Annotated in this window: 12 protein-coding genes, 1 tRNA gene and 1 other RNA gene; 10 read left to right on the top strand and 4 right to left on the bottom strand. The window is 73.2% G+C overall.

The window, feature by feature from the left end:
- Positions 1 to 77: 77 nt before the first annotated feature.
- On the bottom strand, positions 78 to 2,663 hold the full coding sequence (locus ACIRBX_RS08100) for a DUF262 domain-containing protein (RefSeq protein WP_402294532.1): 2,586 nt from the start codon (positions 2,661 to 2,663) through the stop codon (positions 78 to 80).
- A 199-nt stretch (positions 2,664 to 2,862) separates the two neighbouring features.
- Positions 2,863 to 2,947 (bottom strand) — tRNA-Ser (locus tag ACIRBX_RS08105).
- Positions 2,948 to 3,079: 132 nt separating this feature from the next.
- Here ACIRBX_RS08105 and ffs point away from each other — a divergent pair.
- From ffs to ACIRBX_RS08155, 10 genes are all read left to right on the top strand, one after another.
- Positions 3,080 to 3,170, top strand: an RNA gene (ffs, locus tag ACIRBX_RS08110) — signal recognition particle sRNA small type.
- A gap of 50 nt (positions 3,171 to 3,220) precedes the next feature.
- A complete protein-coding gene (locus ACIRBX_RS08115) occupies positions 3,221 to 5,524 on the top strand; it encodes a DNA polymerase III subunit gamma and tau (protein WP_402294533.1) in 2,304 nt (767 codons plus the stop codon).
- An 86-nt stretch (positions 5,525 to 5,610) separates the two neighbouring features.
- A complete protein-coding gene (locus ACIRBX_RS08120; RefSeq protein ID WP_402294535.1) occupies positions 5,611 to 5,949 on the top strand; it encodes a YbaB/EbfC family nucleoid-associated protein in 339 nt (112 codons plus the stop codon).
- 218 nt (positions 5,950 to 6,167) lie between these two features.
- A complete protein-coding gene (gene recR, locus ACIRBX_RS08125) occupies positions 6,168 to 6,767 on the top strand; it encodes a recombination mediator RecR (RefSeq protein ID WP_402294536.1) in 600 nt (199 codons plus the stop codon).
- On the top strand, positions 6,760 to 7,413 hold the full coding sequence (locus tag ACIRBX_RS08130) for a DUF5063 domain-containing protein (protein WP_402294538.1): 654 nt from the start codon (positions 6,760 to 6,762) through the stop codon (positions 7,411 to 7,413). The genes recR and ACIRBX_RS08130 overlap by 8 nt, the downstream gene beginning before the upstream one ends.
- Before the next feature lie 304 nt (positions 7,414 to 7,717).
- The gene (locus ACIRBX_RS08135) at positions 7,718 to 8,998 is read left to right on the top strand and encodes an aspartate kinase (protein WP_402294539.1); all 1,281 of its coding nucleotides are present in this window, start codon (positions 7,718 to 7,720) and stop codon (positions 8,996 to 8,998) included.
- Positions 8,995 to 10,062, top strand: coding sequence for an aspartate-semialdehyde dehydrogenase (locus tag ACIRBX_RS08140; RefSeq protein WP_402294541.1), 1,068 nt, complete (start codon positions 8,995 to 8,997; stop codon positions 10,060 to 10,062). The genes ACIRBX_RS08135 and ACIRBX_RS08140 overlap by 4 nt, the downstream gene beginning before the upstream one ends.
- Before the next feature lie 251 nt (positions 10,063 to 10,313).
- A complete protein-coding gene (locus tag ACIRBX_RS08145; RefSeq protein ID WP_402294543.1) occupies positions 10,314 to 10,910 on the top strand; it encodes a SigE family RNA polymerase sigma factor in 597 nt (198 codons plus the stop codon).
- On the top strand, positions 10,903 to 12,003 hold the full coding sequence (locus tag ACIRBX_RS08150; RefSeq protein WP_402294545.1) for a hypothetical protein: 1,101 nt from the start codon (positions 10,903 to 10,905) through the stop codon (positions 12,001 to 12,003). Before ACIRBX_RS08145 ends, ACIRBX_RS08150 begins: the two co-directional genes overlap by 8 nt.
- Before the next feature lie 121 nt (positions 12,004 to 12,124).
- Positions 12,125 to 12,940 (top strand): SURF1 family protein, encoded by an 816-nt coding sequence (locus tag ACIRBX_RS08155; RefSeq protein ID WP_402294546.1) that lies wholly within the window; start codon positions 12,125 to 12,127, stop codon positions 12,938 to 12,940.
- A 139-nt stretch (positions 12,941 to 13,079) separates the two neighbouring features.
- On the opposite strand, the gene ACIRBX_RS08160 is transcribed toward ACIRBX_RS08155, so the two are convergent.
- On the bottom strand, positions 13,080 to 14,897 hold the full coding sequence (locus ACIRBX_RS08160) for a S9 family peptidase (RefSeq protein ID WP_402294548.1): 1,818 nt from the start codon (positions 14,895 to 14,897) through the stop codon (positions 13,080 to 13,082).
- A 176-nt stretch (positions 14,898 to 15,073) separates the two neighbouring features.
- Positions 15,074 to 15,583: a hypothetical protein gene (locus tag ACIRBX_RS08165; protein WP_402294549.1), complete on the bottom strand. Its 510-nt coding sequence runs from the start codon at positions 15,581 to 15,583 to the stop codon at positions 15,074 to 15,076.
- Positions 15,584 to 15,600: the final 17 nt, after the last annotated feature.

The raw sequence follows: 15,600 nt of genomic DNA on the forward strand, positions 1-15,600 counted from the left end.
ACCTACCCCTTTCCGCAGTCCGTATCCAGGACGACCTTAGGGGCGTGCGCCGACGAACCAGTGCTCCGCCGGGGCCGTCAGCCCCGGCGGTGCTCCTCCCAGCGGTCCCGGAACCACAGCAGTGCAGCCTCCAAGAGCTCCAGGTCCTGGCTCTTCTCCAGCACGGCGAGACGGAAGTTGGGGCGGAGCTCCAACTTGCCCTCCGGGATCGTGACGCCGTCCAGGGCGTTGAGCCGGTCCAGCAGTTCGGCGCGGCGTGCCCGGTCGACGAACGGTTCGCGGTTCGCCATGTGGGCGAAGACGACCTCGGCAGTGCCGCCCCGCCCGCCCCCGGGGTACAGCGTGAGCGGCCAGATGCCCTGCCCCGGTGCTCCCGCACGGCCCAGCATGAGGAACGCGCTGGTGGTGACTTTGCCGGCACCGTAGCCGATCCAGCCTCCGAGCCCCTCCCACCGGGTGAGGAGCTCCCGGACGGCGGCGACGGTGGCCGGGGAGTCGTCGGCGGAGAGCTGGCGCAGGAAGCGTGCGGCCCGGGTCTCCTCCCCCTCCTGCTCCGGGCCGGCCAGTGAGGTCTCCTCCGCCGACCGTCCCTCCGTCCGGTCCAGGAGCAACGAGAGGTCGTCGACGTCGAGGCGTTGAGCCGGGTCTGCGGCCCCGGTGGCAGTGAAGTGGATGCCGTCGGCGCTCAACCGGGCGCGTACGTCGCCACCGTCCGGCCCGGTCCAACGGAAGCCCTCCGCGATCTTGCCGTCGCCGTTGAGGACGCGGTAGGCGTTGGTCAGCCCTTCGGCGTTGGCCAAGTGGGTGCCGACCGCTTGCGGTCCCGAGCCGATGAACGCGGCGAGGTCTCCGTAGGACGTCCAGGTACCGTGCGGGAGCGCGGCCAGCGCTCGGTGGGCGAGTTGCCAGTCGCGGCTCCGCTCGGCACGCCCCACACCTCCGAGCGGGGCCGGCCACAGGTGGACGGCCCGGTCGGCGAGGTCGTCGGCCCGCGCCAGGATCTCCTTGGCACCCCAGCGGTCGGTGGCGGCGATCTGACGGTTCATCTCCAGGTGACTGCCGTTCAGGAGCCCCTGCTTGCGCTCGAAGGGGTGGTTCGACAGCTCGGAGTTCACGGCGGTGAGGGTCAGGTTGCCGAGGGTGTGCTGAAGCCGGGAGTGCAGGTCCTCCGCACTCTCGCCGTCGGCGGCGTCGTCCTCGAGCATGCGCAGCCACTCGTTCCCGGGCGTCTGCGGCAGTACGTGCTCGATGGTGAGACGTGCCGAGGCGAAGTCGACCGGCTCAGGATGCCCGTAACTCTCCTCCAGGCGTTGCAGCACGAGCTTGCGCTGGTTCGACCGCCCGTACTGGTAGAACGGCGCGGTGCGGATCTTCTCGCGCAGCTCGTCGTCGTCGGGCCAGGACCGGTTCTCGGCAGAAAGGACCCGGCGCAGTCCGTCGGCCACCCCCTCGTCCCGGGGAAGCTGAGCGGGTACGGACTGGAAGATCCGGTTGAGGTTGTTCGTCGGTACCCGGCAGATAGTCCGCCGCACCAGGAAGCTCTCGATGTAGGACAGCGAGCGGACCGCCTCGCCGGTGTCCACGTCTCCCCGATCGCGCCGGTCGAGCAGCACCATGAGCGCGGGGTGCGTCACCACCGCCTGCCAGTCCTGCAACCGCTTCAGGTGTCCGCGGACCACGAGGTCGGGCTCCTCCTCCGGACGGATGATCCTTCGGAAATGAGCACTGCGGCGGTGCAGTTCCTTGATGTACGCCTCGATGTCCGCCTCGGCCGGTGTCCCGCTCACCGCCCCGTCCTCGAAGCGTCGCTGCTGAGCGGTGTACAGATCCTGACGGCGGACCCGGTCGTCGCCGTCCAGGACCAGCTGCAGCCACATGAGCTGTTCGAGTTCGTCGTTGCCGAGGCTGTTCTGAAGCGGCAGCCAGTGGTGCTGGTACACCTGCTCACCGCGGGTCGGCAGGCGCATGAACAGGTAGTTGCGCAGCAGGTCGGCCTGACTGAGCTTCAGGCCGGTGTTGTTGAGGGACTCGAAGATGCGGTGCACGTTGTCACCGCGCTCCGCCGTGACGGCGACCAGCGTGAGCCGCGAAGTGATGGCCTGCTCGATCCGGAGTGCTTCCTGCGTCGCCGAGGGCTCCTCCGAGCCGGAGAGCTCCAGGAGCCTGATCCGGAAGAAGCGGTACGCCTCCGAGACCCGGTCGCCCGCCGCCGGTACCGGCGGCGCGCCGTTCACGTGCGCGGCGTACTGCGGCCGGTCCGCCTGGGTCGGGAGGAGACGGAGGCGCTGCTCTCCCGGCTTGCGCTTGTTGATGAGGTAGTCCTCGTCGATGCGCTCGGCCTCGTCCGGATGGGTGCCGGCGATGTGGTCACGGACGGCCATGAGCGCGAGCGAGAGGGTGGTCAGCCGTTGTTGGCCGTCGACGACCAGCCAGCGGGGGAACGTCGCCTCGTTCTGCGGCGACGGCGCGAGCACGACGGAGCCGAGGAAGTGTGTGTGCACCGTCGGGTCGGTGCCCACCAGCTCGGCCTGGTCGAGGATGTCGCTCCACAACTGCGTCAGCTGCTTCTCGGTCCAGGAGTACGTCCGCTGGTACAGCGGGACCTGGAACTGCTGGGCCCGTCCCTGGACCAGGTCGGCGAAGTGTGTTTCCTCAGCCCGCATCTCGGTGTCCGTCCTCCATCGCCCGACCGGTTCGGTCCTCGGAGGACGACGATATGGCCGAGCGCCCGTCGCGCGCAGGCCCTCGCCGACCCATCCGGCTTGCCCGTATCCCTGGCGTCGTCGAGCCCTGCCGTTCCGGACGGTGTCCGGGAGCGACGAAGGCCCCGGGCCGCTGCGCGGTCCGGGGCCTTCGTGAAGGCGGAGGATACGAGATTCGAACTCGTGAGGGTTTTATCCCAACACGCTTTCCAAGCGTGCGCCCTAGGCCTCTAGGCGAATCCTCCGTGGGAGAGCTTAGTACATGTCCGGGGGTGCTCGCGACCAACCTTCCGCAGGTGGTCGAGGGTGGGTGCCTGCGGATCGGGGAGTGGGTGGGGTGGTGCGGCCCGGGTCCGGGATCCGCTAGTGTGGGGGCCAGCCCCTCGTGTGGCGTCATCTCTCTGAACCCCCCCAGGGCCGGAAGGCAGCAAGGGTAGGAGGGCTCTGGCGGGTGCACGAGGGGTCCTTGCGTTTCCGGGGGCGGCCCGGGTGTCCGTCTGGCCCGATATCGTCGGGGTGTGTCCCTAGCCCTGTACCGCCGCTACCGCCCCGAGACTTTCGCCGAGGTCATCGGGCAGGAGCACGTGACCGCTCCGCTCCAGCAGGCCCTGCGCAACAACAGGGTGAACCACGCGTACCTGTTCAGCGGGCCGCGCGGCTGCGGGAAGACGACGAGCGCCCGCATCCTGGCCCGCTGCCTCAACTGTGAGCAGGGCCCCACCCCGACGCCCTGCGGCGAGTGCCAGTCCTGCCGGGACCTGGCGACCGGCGGGCCGGGCTCGATCGACGTGATCGAGATCGACGCCGCCTCGCACGGTGGTGTGGACGACGCGCGCGAGCTGCGCGAGCGGGCGTTCTTCGCTCCGGTGCACAGCCGGTACAAGATCTTCATCCTGGACGAGGCCCACATGGTGACCTCGGCCGGGTTCAACGCGCTGCTCAAGGTGGTGGAGGAGCCGCCGGAGCACCTCAAGTTCATCTTCGCCACCACCGAGCCGGAGAAGGTGATCGGGACCATCCGGTCCCGGACCCACCACTACCCCTTCCGCCTGGTGCCGCCCGGCACGCTGCGGGACTACCTGGCGGAGGTCTGCGGCCGGGAGGGCATCCAGGTCGAGGACCCGGTGTTCCCGCTGGTGGTGCGGGCGGGCGCGGGCTCGGTCCGTGACTCGATGTCGGTGATGGACCAGCTGCTGGCCGGAGCCACCGAGGGTGGCGTGACCTACCAGATGGCCACCGCGCTGCTCGGGTACACCGACTCGGCGCTGCTGGACGAGGTGGTGGACGCGTTCGCCGGGCACGACGGGGCGACGGTGTTCCAGGTGATCGACCGGGTGGTCGAGGGCGGGAACGACCCCCGGCGGTTCGTCACCGACCTGCTGGAGCGGCTGCGCGACCTGGTGATCCTGGCCACCGTGCCGGACGCGGGGGAGAAGGGCCTGATCGACGCGCCGGCCGACCGGATCGCGATCATGCAGGCCCAGGCCGACCGCTTCGGCCCGGCCGACCTCAGCCGGGCGGCGGACATCGTCAACACCGGCCTCACCGAGATGCGCGGGAACTCGGCGCCTCGGCTGCAGCTGGAGCTGATCTGTGCCCGGGTGATGCTGCCGGGCGCGTACGGGGACGAGCTGTCGCTGCAGGCCCGGCTGGACAAGCTGGAGCGGCGGGCGACGGCCGGAGGCTTCGCGGCCGGACCTGCGCAGCAACTGCCTCCGGTGCAGCAGATGGCGCCCCCGGTGCAGCACCAGGCCCAGCAGGCGGTCCAGCAGCCGGTGCAGCACGCGGCGCCCCCGGTGGAGATGCCGGCGGCGCCGGCGCAGCCCCAGCCGACGGCGCCTCAGCAGCCCGCCCCGCAGGCCGGGGTGACGGCGGCTCAGCCCGCGCCCGGTGCCTGGCCGATCCCGCGCAGTTTCCCGGCCGGCGGTGGAGCACCCGCGCCGGCGGCCACGCCCGCCCCAGCCGTCCAGCAGCCGCCGCAGCCCGCCCCGGCCGTGGCCGCAGCGCCGCAGGTGCAGCAGCCGTCCGTTGCCGGTCAGCCGTCGGTGGCGGCGCAGCAGGGAGCCGGTCAGGTGCGGCAGTTGTGGCCGCAGATCCTGGAGGCGGTGAAGAACCGTCGCCGGTTCACCTGGATCCTGCTCAGCCAGAACGGGCAGGTGGCCGGGTTCGACGGCAGCGTGCTCCAGGTCTCGTTCATCAACGCGGGTGCCCGCGACAGCTTCGTCAGCAGCAACAGCGACGACGTGCTGAAGCAGGCGCTGTCCGACGCCCTCGGGGTGGACTGGCGGGTCGAGTGCATCGTCGACCCCTCGGGCGGGACGAACGGGCCGGGCGGTGGCGGCGGGAGTGCGCCCCAGCAGCCGGCCGCGCCGGCGGGTGGTGGCTGGGGTGCCCAGCCGCAGCAGCCGCAGGCGTTCCAGCAGGCCCGCCCCCCGCAGCCCGCCGCTCCGCCGCAGGCGCCGCAGCCGGGCCCGGCTGCCGTCCAGGCCCCGGCCGTGCCGGCAGCGCCGGCTCCGGCCCCGCAGATGCAGCAGCCGCAGGCCCCGGCCGCCGCGCCCGGGTACGCCGCGCCCGGGTACGCCGCGCAGCCTCCGGCGCCCGCCGCCGAGCAGGCGCCCCCCGTGCAGCAGCCTGCGCCCCCGGCGCCCGCCGCCGAGCAGCCCCCGCACGACGACTACCCGCCGGACGACTACGACATCGAGGGTGACGAGGTGTACACGGGTCCGCCCGTGCACGCCCAGCAGCCGGGCGTGGACCCGACCGAGCTGATCGTCCGCGAGCTGGGTGCCACGGTGCTGGAGGAGATCCGGCACAACCGCTGACACCACCTGCCCGCGGGGCCGGGCACGTAGGCTCGGTCCGGAGCGTTGGAACGAGCAAGAACGACCCGAGATCTCAGGAGTGACCCGTGTTCCCTGGTGGTGGCCAGCCCAACATGCAGCAGCTGCTCAAGCAGGCGCAGAAGATGCAGGAGGAGCTGGGCAAGGCACAGCGCGAGCTGGCCGAGACGCACGTCTCGGGCTCGGCCGGCGGCGGTCTGGTGGAGGCGACGGTGACGGGCGCGGGTGAGCTGGTGGCGCTGACCATCGCTCCCGCCGCCGTGGACCCGGAGGACACCGAGACGCTGGCCGACCTGGTGCTGGCGGCCGTCCGGGACGCCAACGCGACGGCGCAGAAGATGCAGGCCGAGCGGATGGGCCCGCTGGCCCAGGGTCTCGGCGGCGGTCTGCCCGGCCTCGGCTTCTGAGCCCCACGGCCGGAGCCGCAGCGGTAGGGGGAGCCCGAGCGGGAGCCGTGGCCGGGCCCGGGCCGCTCGCCGGGACGATCCGGAGCGCCGGTTCGAACGCGCTGCGGGGATTTATCGTGAGTCGGGCGTCGGACGGTGTGTCCGGCGCCCGACTCGTTGGATGATGGCACCGGAGTCGGCGGCACGGCCGCCGGCCCGGGCCGAAGAGAGGCGCGACGTTGTACGAGGGCGTGGTTCAGGACCTGATCGACGAACTGGGCAGGCTGCCCGGCGTCGGGCCCAAGAGCGCGCAGCGGATCGCCTTCCACGTGCTGCAGGCCGATCCGGTGGACGTCCGCCGGCTGGCGCACGCGCTGCTGGAGGTCAAGGAGCGCGTCCGGTTCTGCGTGACCTGCGGGAACGTCGCCGAGAGCGAGCAGTGCCGGGTCTGCCTGGACCCGCGCCGCGACCTCGCGGTGATCTGCGTGGTGGAGGAACCCAAGGACGTGGTGGCGATCGAGCGCACCCGCGAGTTCCGGGGCCGCTACCACGTGCTCGGCGGGGCGATCAGCCCGATCGAGGGGGTCGGCCCGGACGACCTGCGGATCCGCGAGTTGATGACCCGGCTGGCGGACGGCACGGTCACCGAGCTGATCCTGGCCACCGACCCCAACCTGGAGGGGGAGGCGACCGCCACCTACCTGGCCCGGCTCTGCAAGCCGATGGGCCTGAAGGTGACCCGGCTGGCCAGCGGCCTGCCGGTCGGTGGGGACTTGGAGTACGCCGACGAGGTCACCCTCGGACGGGCCTTCGAAGGGAGACGACTTCTCGATGTCTGACCAGAGCAGCGGTAACCGGATCAGCCACGGCGCGGACGAGCCGGACGACTTCGCGGTGCAGATCGCGGATTCGGTCGGGAGCTTCGTGCTGGCCGTGACCGAGGTCGCCAAGGGCGACGAACCGGGCAGTGCGGTCTCGCTGCTCCTGCTGGAGGTCTCCCAGCTGCTGCTGGCCGGCGGGCGCCTCGGCGCGATCGAGGACGTGCTGCCGGAGGACCGGTTCGAGCCGGACGCCGGCCCGGAGCCGGACGGCATCGAGCTGCGCGAGAAGTTGGCCGAGCTGCTCGCTCCGATCGACGTCTACCACGAGGTCTTCGACCCGTACGGGCCGCCGGAGAAGCCGAACGCGTTCCGGATCTCGGACGACCTGGCGGGCGTGGTCAGCGAGCTGCGGCACGGCCTGACGCACTATCAGGAGGGCCGGGTCAGCGAGGCGCTCTGGTGGTGGCAGTTCTCCTACCTGTCGAGCTGGGGCTCGACCTGCAGCGCGGTGCTGCGGGCGCTCCAGTCGCTGATCGCGCACGTCCGGCTGGACAGCCCGATCGGTGCGGTGCCGGACGGTGCGGACACCGACGATGACGGCCTCACCGACGAGCAGCTGGAGAAGCAGGCGGGCGATCTGATGGCGGCCGAGCTCGGTCTGTAGGCGACCGGGCCGCGTCCGGCGGCCGGCCCGGGCGGCGGGTGTGACGTACCAGTCATCCGCGCCGTCCGGGCGGGAAAACGGCAGCCGGACGGGCTCCGCCCCGGCAAATCTCCGGGGCGGCCCGGCCGGACCCGCAGACTCGCCGGTCCGGTCCGCCCAGGGGACGAGATCAGCGTCTCATCATATGGAATCCGCCGGTCGGCGCCGGGCCGCTCGCTAGACTGGCGCCCGACCGCAGAACCCCCGCTCACCGGGGGTGCGGGGGCCACCACCCCCCGAAACCGACACTAGTCGAGGAGCGCACGTGGGCCTTGTCGTGCAGAAGTACGGCGGCTCATCCGTTGCGGATGCCGAGGGCATCAAGCGCGTCGCCCGCCGGATCGTAGACGCCAAGAAGGCCGGCCATGAGGTCGTCGTCGTGGTGTCCGCCATGGGTGACACGACGGACGAGCTCATCGAACTCGCGGAGCAGGTCTCCCCGATCCCCTCCGGGCGCGAGTTCGACATGCTGCTGACCGCCGGGGAGCGGATCTCGATGGCCCTGCTGGCCATGGCGATCCGGTCGCTGGGCCACGAGGCCCAGTCCTTCACGGGCAGTCAGGCTGGCATCATCACGGACTCCGTGCACAACAAGGCGCGCATCATCGACGTGACGCCGGGCCGGATCCGGGACGCGCTGGACGACGGCAACATCGTCATCGTGGCCGGCTTCCAGGGCGTCTCGCAGGCCAGCAAGGACATCACCACGCTGGGCCGGGGCGGTTCGGACACCACGGCGGTGGCGCTGGCCGCCGCGCTGAACGCCGAGGTCTGCGAGATCTACACCGACGTGGACGGCGTCTTCACCGCCGACCCGCGCGTGGTGAAGAAGGCCCGCAAGATCGACTGGATCGGCTTCGAGGACATGCTGGAGCTGGCGTCCTCCGGCTCCAAGGTGCTCCTCGACCGCTGTGTGGAGTACGCGCGGCGCTACAACATCCCGATTCACGTACGCTCGTCCTTCTCCGGCCTGCCGGGGACCATTGTCAGCAGGACCAATCCGACCAAGCCCGAAGGGGGCGAGATGGAGCAGGCGATCATCTCCGGAGTCGCCCACGACACGTCCGAGGCCAAGGTCACGGTCGTCGGCGTGCCCGACAAGCCGGGCGAGGCCGCCCGGATCTTCCGCGCCATCGCGGATGCCGAGGTCAACATCGACATGGTGGTGCAGAACGTCTCCGCCGCGTCCACCGGCCTCACCGACATCTCCTTCACCTGCCCGAAGACCGAGGGCCAGAAGGCCATCGACGCGCTGGGCCGGGTCAAGGAGGGCATCGGCTTCGAGTCGCTCCGCTACGACGACGCGATCGGCAAGATCTCGCTGGTCGGCGCGGGCATGCGCTCCAACCCCGGGGTCACCGCGACCTTCTTCGAGGCGCTCTCCGAGGCGGGCGTGAACATCGAGCTGATCTCCACCTCGGAGATCCGCATCTCGGTGGTCACCCGCGCCGACGACGTCGCCGAGGCGGTCCGCGCCGTGCACAGCGCCTTCGGCCTGGACAGCGACAGCGACGAAGCGGTCGTCTACGGCGGCACCGGCCGATGACCTCGGCGGGGAGGAGGCCGAACCTGGCCGTGATCGGCGCCACCGGCGTCGTCGGCGGGGTGCTGCTCGGCCTCCTCTCCGTCCGGCAGGACGTCTGGGGCGAGGTGCGGCTGCTGGCCTCCCCCCGTTCGGCGGGCCGCAAGCTGACGGTCCGTGGGATCGAGACCGAGGTGCTCGAACTCACCGAGGAGGCGCTGGCCGGCGTCGACGTCGCGGTGCTCGCGGTGCCCGAGCCGGTGGCCGCCCGCTGGGCCCCGGTCGCCGCCGCCAAGGGCGTCGTGGTGATCGACGGCTCGGCCGCCTTCCGGCAGGACCCGGACGTCCCGCTGGTGGTGCCCGAGGTGAACGCCCCGGCCGCCATGATCCGGCCGCGCGGCATCCTGGCCACCCCCGGCTGCACCACCCTCACCATGATCGGCGCGCTGGCCGCGCTGCACTCCGAGTACGCGCTGCGCGAGCTGGTGGTGTCCTCCTACCAGGCCGCCTCCGACGCTGGCCGGGCCGGGATGGCCACCCTGCGCGGGCAGTTGGGCGAGATCGCCGGCACCGGCGTTGGGGAGCTGACCGGTGACCTGCGAGCGGTGGTCAGCGACCACGGTCCGTTCCCCGCTCCGCTGGCGATGAACGCGGTGCCCTGGGTCGGCACCCCGGCCGAGGATGGCTGGTCCTCCGAGGAGCTGCGGCTGCGCGACGAGCCCCGCAAGGTGCTCGGCCTGCCGGACCTCAAGGTCTCCGCCACCTGCGTGCGGATCCCGGTGCTCACCACCCACTCGCTGGCGGTGCACGCGGTCTTCGAACGCGAGGTCACCCGCGAGGCGGCGCAGGAGATCCTCCAGGGGGCGCCCGGCGTGGTGCTCTACGACGATCCGGCGGCCGGCGAGTTCCCCACCCCGAACGACGCGGTGGGCACCGACCCGGTCTGGGTCGGCCGGGTCCGGCGGGCGTTGGACGACCCCACCGCGCTCGACCTCTTCCTCTGCGGCGACAACCTGCGCAAGGGCGCCGCGCTCAACCTGCTGCAGACCGCCGAGCTGGTCGCGGCCGAAGCCGCCGCCCTGCGCTGACCCCGCGCCGCCCCGGCCGCTCCGGCTCGTTCCGGGTGGCCCGGTCGGCACCTCCCCGGCCCGCGCGTCACCGGACGTTCCGTCAGATTCCCCTCCCGGGGCACTGGAGGGCCTCGGTCCGGTAGGCGAGAATGGCCCGCAGTCCGGGGCAACCATGACAGGGGATCGAGTGTCCAACAGGCGTGGCGAACGTGGTGGGGGCAGTACGCGTGGGCGCGGTGCAGATCGGCCCGGTACGCGTGCGTGCCGGCATGGGCACGGGCAGAAGTGCCGGTCCGGGTACGGTGCGCGTGGCGGCGCGTCCGGTCGATAGCCTGGTGGGCACCGCCCCGGAGGCGCTGGGGGCCAGCGTCGACCAACTCACCGAGACCTACCGGGCGCACTACCGGTCGCTGCTCCGGCTGGCCGCGCTGCTGTTGGACGACATCTCCTCCTGCGAGGACGTGGTGCAGGAGGCGTTCATCCGGGTGCACGCCGCCCGCCGCCGGGTCCGCGAGCCCGAGAAGACGCTCGCCTACCTGCGGCAGACCGTGGTCAACCTCTCCCGCTCCACGCTGCGCCGTCGGATCATGGGCCTGCGCCTGCTGCCCAAGCCGATGCCTGACATGGCCAGTGCAGAGGAAGGCGCCTACGATGCGCTGGAGCGCGACGAGTTGAAGGCCGCGCTCCGGGGGTTGCAACGCCGTCAGCGGGAGGTGCTGGTGCTGCGCTACTACGCGGACCTGACGGAGGCGCAGGTCGCCGACGCGCTCGGCATCTCGATCGGCTCGGTGAAGGCGTACGGCTCGCGCGGGCTGGCCGCGCTCCGGGTGCGGATGGACCAGAGTGCCGGGGCGGACCATGACTGACCACCAACTGCCTTCGGGGGACAGTCAGTTGGAGGAGGAACTGCGGTCCCGGCTGCACCGGGCGGTGGCCCGGGTCGAGCCCGCGCCGACCGCCCTGCCCAGACTGCGGCAGGAGGTGCCCAGACGCCGGGCCCGGCACCGCACGCTGTGGACCACGGCGGCTGCCGCGGTGCTGCTCAGCGCCGCCGCCTGGCCGACCATCCAGGGCGTGCAGGGACTCGACCTGTCCGGCGGCCCGGTGGAGACCCCGACGGCGAGCGCCTCCGCCAAGCCCAGCGGCAGCGTCAGGCCCAGCCGGAGCGGCGCCGGCCGGCCGGCCGAGCCCGCGCCGCAGCCCGCGCAGCCCAGTGCCTCCCCGAGCCTGCCCGCCGAATCCGGCTCGCCCTCGGCCGGCGCCGTCGCGGTGCCTTCGGCCGGTACCTCCGGCGCCACGGCCGCGGCGCCGTCCGGCCCGGTCGCCACCCCGACACCGGCGACGCCTGCCTGCACCACCGCCGACCTCGGACGCCTCACCGCAGGAGTGGGCCAGCCCGACGCGGCCGGGAACGTCTACGGCTGGTTCCGGGTGCAGAACGTCTCCGGGCGAGCCTGCGTACTGACCGGCGGCGGAGTGGTCAACTCCGACCGGGCCCGGATCCGGGTGACCGGCCACACGGCCGGCGGCCCGGCCACCGCCCTGCCCGCACCCTCCGGCGGCGGGCCGCTGCTGCTGGCGCCCTCGGCGGCGTACCTGGTCCGGTTCGGCTGGGTCCCCGAGACCGCCTGCCCGGCGGCGCCGAGCCCGGCCCCGTCCACCGCCCCCGCAGCCGAGTCGGTCCCGGTGAAGGGCGAGGCGGTCCCGGCCGGGGCCGCCGTCCCCGGTCCGTCGGGCACCGGTGCCCCGAGCGAGGCCCCCGGCGCGGAGCCGACACCGAGTCCCAGTCCGAGCCCCTCGCCTACCGCCGCCCCGGAGAGCACCACCCTGCTGCTCACCCACGTCCCCGACCCGGGCGGCCAGTCGGTCTCGGCCGCCGTCCCGAACGCGTGCAGCGGCACGGTCTACCGGACCGCGCCGGAGGCGGAGGCCCAGCCGGCGGCCGGCTCCACGCCGTAGCCACGGCGGCGGCACCCGGCACGGGTGGGGCCAGGGGCATGCCGGGGCGGCCCGGTCGGTGCCCGTCCCAGCCGCTGGCCCGGTGCCGGGGAGCGGTGTAGGGACGGCTACCGTGGTGCGTGTGTACCGGTTCCTCCTGACTTCGCGCTGGCTCGGCGGCACCGCGGTCGCCGTCCTGGCGGTCGTGGTCTGCGTCCTCATGGGCAGTTGGCAGCTCAGCCGTTTCGAGGACCAGGTCGACCGGCACGAGGACGCCGCGAGGACCGCCACCGCCGGTTCGACCGGCCCGGCCGTCCCGCTCGCCGACCTGCTGCCGGGCCCGGGGGCGAAGGTGACCACCGAGACGGTCGGCCGTTCGGTGACCGTCACCGGCCGGTACGACCGGGAGCACCAACTGCTGGTCCCCAACCGGACCGTGGACGGCCGTCAGGGCCACTACGTGCTCACCCCGCTCTGCCCGGCCGGAGCCGACGGAGCCGACGGAGCCAGCGGAGCCGACCCGGCCTGTGTCCCGGTGGTCCGGGGCTGGGCGCCGGGCACCCCGGCCGAGCCGCCGGCCCTGCCCGAGGGCACCGTGACGGTGGCCGGCCGCCTCCAGGCACCGGAGAACAGCGGTAGCGACGGCGCGGTGACGGGCGGTCTGCCGGCCGGCCAGCTGGGCACCATCAGTCCGGCCTCGCTGGTGAACGTCCTGCCCTACCCGACCACCGACGGCTGGCTGGCGGCCGACACGGTGCCGGCCGGCCTCGCCCCGGTGCCCACCGTGCAGCCGCAGGGCGGCAACGGCCTGAGCCTGCGCGCCTTCCAGAACCTGGGCTACACCCTGGAGTGGTTCGTCTTCGGCGGCTTCGTGGTCTTCATGTGGTTCCGGCTGGCCCGCCGCGAGGCGGAGCGGGCCAGGGACCGGGCCCTCGGGCTGGACCCGGTCCTGGACTGATCCCGTTCCTCTTCCGGCCCGGCTCCTCGTCCGGCCCCGGTACCGGCTCCGGCCCAGGGTCGGGGCCGGCCCTCGTCGGGCCCCGGGCCCGGACTGACCCGGAGTCAGACGGGCGCCTGACCCCGGGTCACCTCCGCAGCTACTGAGCCCGGCCCAGGTGCCGCAGCGCGAAGCCGATCTCCAGCCGCAGCTGCTTGATCCGCTCCTCCACCACCAGCGAGCCGTGCCCGGCGTCGTAGCGGTACACCTCGTGCTCCTTGCCGAGCTCCTCCAGCCGGCCGACGTAGTTGTCGATCTGCCGGATCGGGCAGCGCGGGTCGTTCAGCCCGGCGCTGATGTAGACCGGCGCCTTCAGCCGCTCGACGTAGGTGATCGGCGAGGAGGCCCGGTAGCGCTCCGGCACCTCCTCCGGCGAACCGCCGAACAGCGTGCGGTCCAGCGACTTCAGCGCCTCCATCTCGTCCTCGTAGGAGGCGAGGTAGTCGGCCACCGGCACGGCCGCCAGGCCGAGCGCCCAGCTCTCCGGCTGGGTGCCGAGGCCGAGCAGGGTGAGGTAGCCGCCCCAGGAGCCGCCGGAGAGCACCAGCTGCGCCGGGTCGGCGAGGCCGGAGGAGACCGCCCAGTCGCGGACGGCGCCGATGTCCTCCAGCTCGATCAGGCCGATCCGTTCCTGGAGGGCGTCCGTCCAGGCCTGCCCGTAGCCGGTCGAGCCGCGGTAGTTGACCCGGACGACGGCGAAGCCGTGGTCCAGCCAGGCGGCCGGGCCGGCCGCGAAGGAGTCGCTGTCGTGGTGGGTCGGACCGCCGTGCACCTCGAAGACGGTGGGGAACGGGCCGTCCCCGGCCGGTCGTTGGACCAGCGCGTGCACCCGGCCGCCGGGCCCCTCGACCCAGACGTCCTCCACCGCCACCGAGCCGGGCGGTACCGGACCGGGCGCCCGCAGCACCACGTGCCCGGCGGTGGAGCGCACGGCGGCCGGCTCGGCGGCGGAGGACCAGAGGAACTCCACCGTGCCGTCCGGCCGGGCGGTCGCGCTGGACACGGTGCCACGGGGGGTGGCCAGCCTGGTCAGCTCGCCGCTCGCCAGCTCGTAGGAGAACAGCTCGCTGCGGGCCTCGTACTCGTGCTCCACCAGCAGCGCGGTGGCCCCGGGGCGCCACTGCGCGGAGAGGTCGCCGGGGAACTCCCGGCCCTGCTCGTCCCGGAGCACCAGCTCGGTCTCGGCACCGGTGGCCACGTCCCAGACCATCGGCTCCCAGCGGCCCCGGCGCTGGTGCGCGACCAGCAGCCGGGTGTCCCCGTCGGCCGGGGCGAAGCCCAGGCAGGCCAGCCCGCGCGGGTCCTGACGGCCGGTCACCTCGTCCAGCTCGGCCACCGTGGCGCCGTCGGAGAGCCGGAGCACCCGGATCGCCGAGTGCATCGCGTCGCCGTGCTCGGTGTGGTCGACCGCGAGCAGCGAGGAGTCGTGGCTCAGGTCGCCGATCCCGCCGTACTCCTGGTGGTGGTAGACCGTCTCGATCGTGGTCGATCCCGGGCGGCGCAGGTGGATGGTGGTGCCCTCGTCGTCCTCCGAGGTGCCGACCAGCACCGTTCCGTCCCGGCCCAGCGCCAGGCCCGCGCCGTACGCGGCCTCGATGCCCGGGACGGCGGGCTCGTCCGGTCCGCCGGCGAACGGCTGCCGCCGCCAGACGCCCAGCTCGTCCCCGTCGGTGTCGTCGAACCACCAGATCCACTCGCCGTCCGGGCTGAGCTCGGCGTCGGTGGTGCCGTTCGGCCGGTCGGTCACCCGGCGGTGGGTGTCGGTGGAGCGGTCCCAGGCGTAGACCTCGTAGGTGCCGGTGGAGTTCGACACGTACAGCGCCCGGTCGGGTGCCTCCTCGGCCCAGTCCGGCAGGGACACCCGCGCTGCTCGGAACCGCTGCTCCCACGCCGGTACGGCACTCGTCTCGTCAGTCATCCCCCCAGGGTGTCACGGGGGCGGGGCGCGGCAGCAGGGGTCGGGTGATCCGAGCCGTCGTCAGGTGCGTGCCGGGTGCCGGGAGGCGGGGTGTGCTCGGGCCGGGGCGGGACGGCGGGGCCTCGGGCCGGGGCGGGGCCTCAGGCCGGGGCGGGGCCTCGGACCGGGGTGGGGCCTCAGGCCAGGGTGTGCTCGACCACCCGGATCCGGTCGGGCCAGACGGTGACCTCGGTGGCGCCCCGACCGCCGCCGAAGAACTCGACCAGGGCCCGGTCGAAGGCGCCCGACTCCAGTGCCTCGGCCAGCCGCTTGGCCCGGCCGTACCGTTCCCGGTCCGGCCCCTGGTACGGCAGCCGGCGCCGGGCGGTCCCGCCTCCGGACTCGTCGTAGCGGTGGCCGCCGAGGCTGGGGTGCTGGTGTTCGAGGGAGAGCGTCCGGAGGTCCCGCACGGCGTGGTCGGTGGTGGTGCGGAACCACGGCGGCCCGATCCGCAGTCCGGCCGTCCGCCCGTCCCCGCTCGGCACCGGGCCCGACTGCGACCAGCCGAAGGCCGCGATCTCCGGGTCCTGCAGGACCGCCTCGAACAGCGGCCGGAGCGCGGAGAGCGGTCGCTGCGGGACCCGGGTGGCGGCGGGGTGGCGGTTGCGGTGGATCGGCACACCGAAGAAGTCGTTCGGCGTGGACACGGTGCCTCCTGCTGCTG

This window comes from Kitasatospora sp. NPDC096147, assembly GCF_044763225.1.
In the GTDB taxonomy this organism is placed as follows: domain Bacteria; phylum Actinomycetota; class Actinomycetes; order Streptomycetales; family Streptomycetaceae; genus Kitasatospora.

Excerpts from the sequence above, each read along its gene's own strand:
- ACIRBX_RS08100 (WP_402294532.1), bottom strand. The coding sequence starts at position 2,663 with ATGCGGGCTGAGGAAACACACTTCGCCGACCTGGTCCAGGGACGGGCC.
- ACIRBX_RS08130 (WP_402294538.1), top strand. The coding sequence starts at position 6,760 with ATGTCTGACCAGAGCAGCGGTAACCGGATCAGCCACGGCGCGGACGAG.
- ACIRBX_RS08140 (WP_402294541.1), top strand. The coding sequence starts at position 8,995 with ATGACCTCGGCGGGGAGGAGGCCGAACCTGGCCGTGATCGGCGCCACC.
- ACIRBX_RS08145 (WP_402294543.1), top strand. The coding sequence starts at position 10,314 with ATGGGCACGGGCAGAAGTGCCGGTCCGGGTACGGTGCGCGTGGCGGCG.
- ACIRBX_RS08150 (WP_402294545.1), top strand. The coding sequence starts at position 10,903 with ATGACTGACCACCAACTGCCTTCGGGGGACAGTCAGTTGGAGGAGGAA.
- ACIRBX_RS08160 (WP_402294548.1), bottom strand. The coding sequence starts at position 14,897 with ATGACTGACGAGACGAGTGCCGTACCGGCGTGGGAGCAGCGGTTCCGA.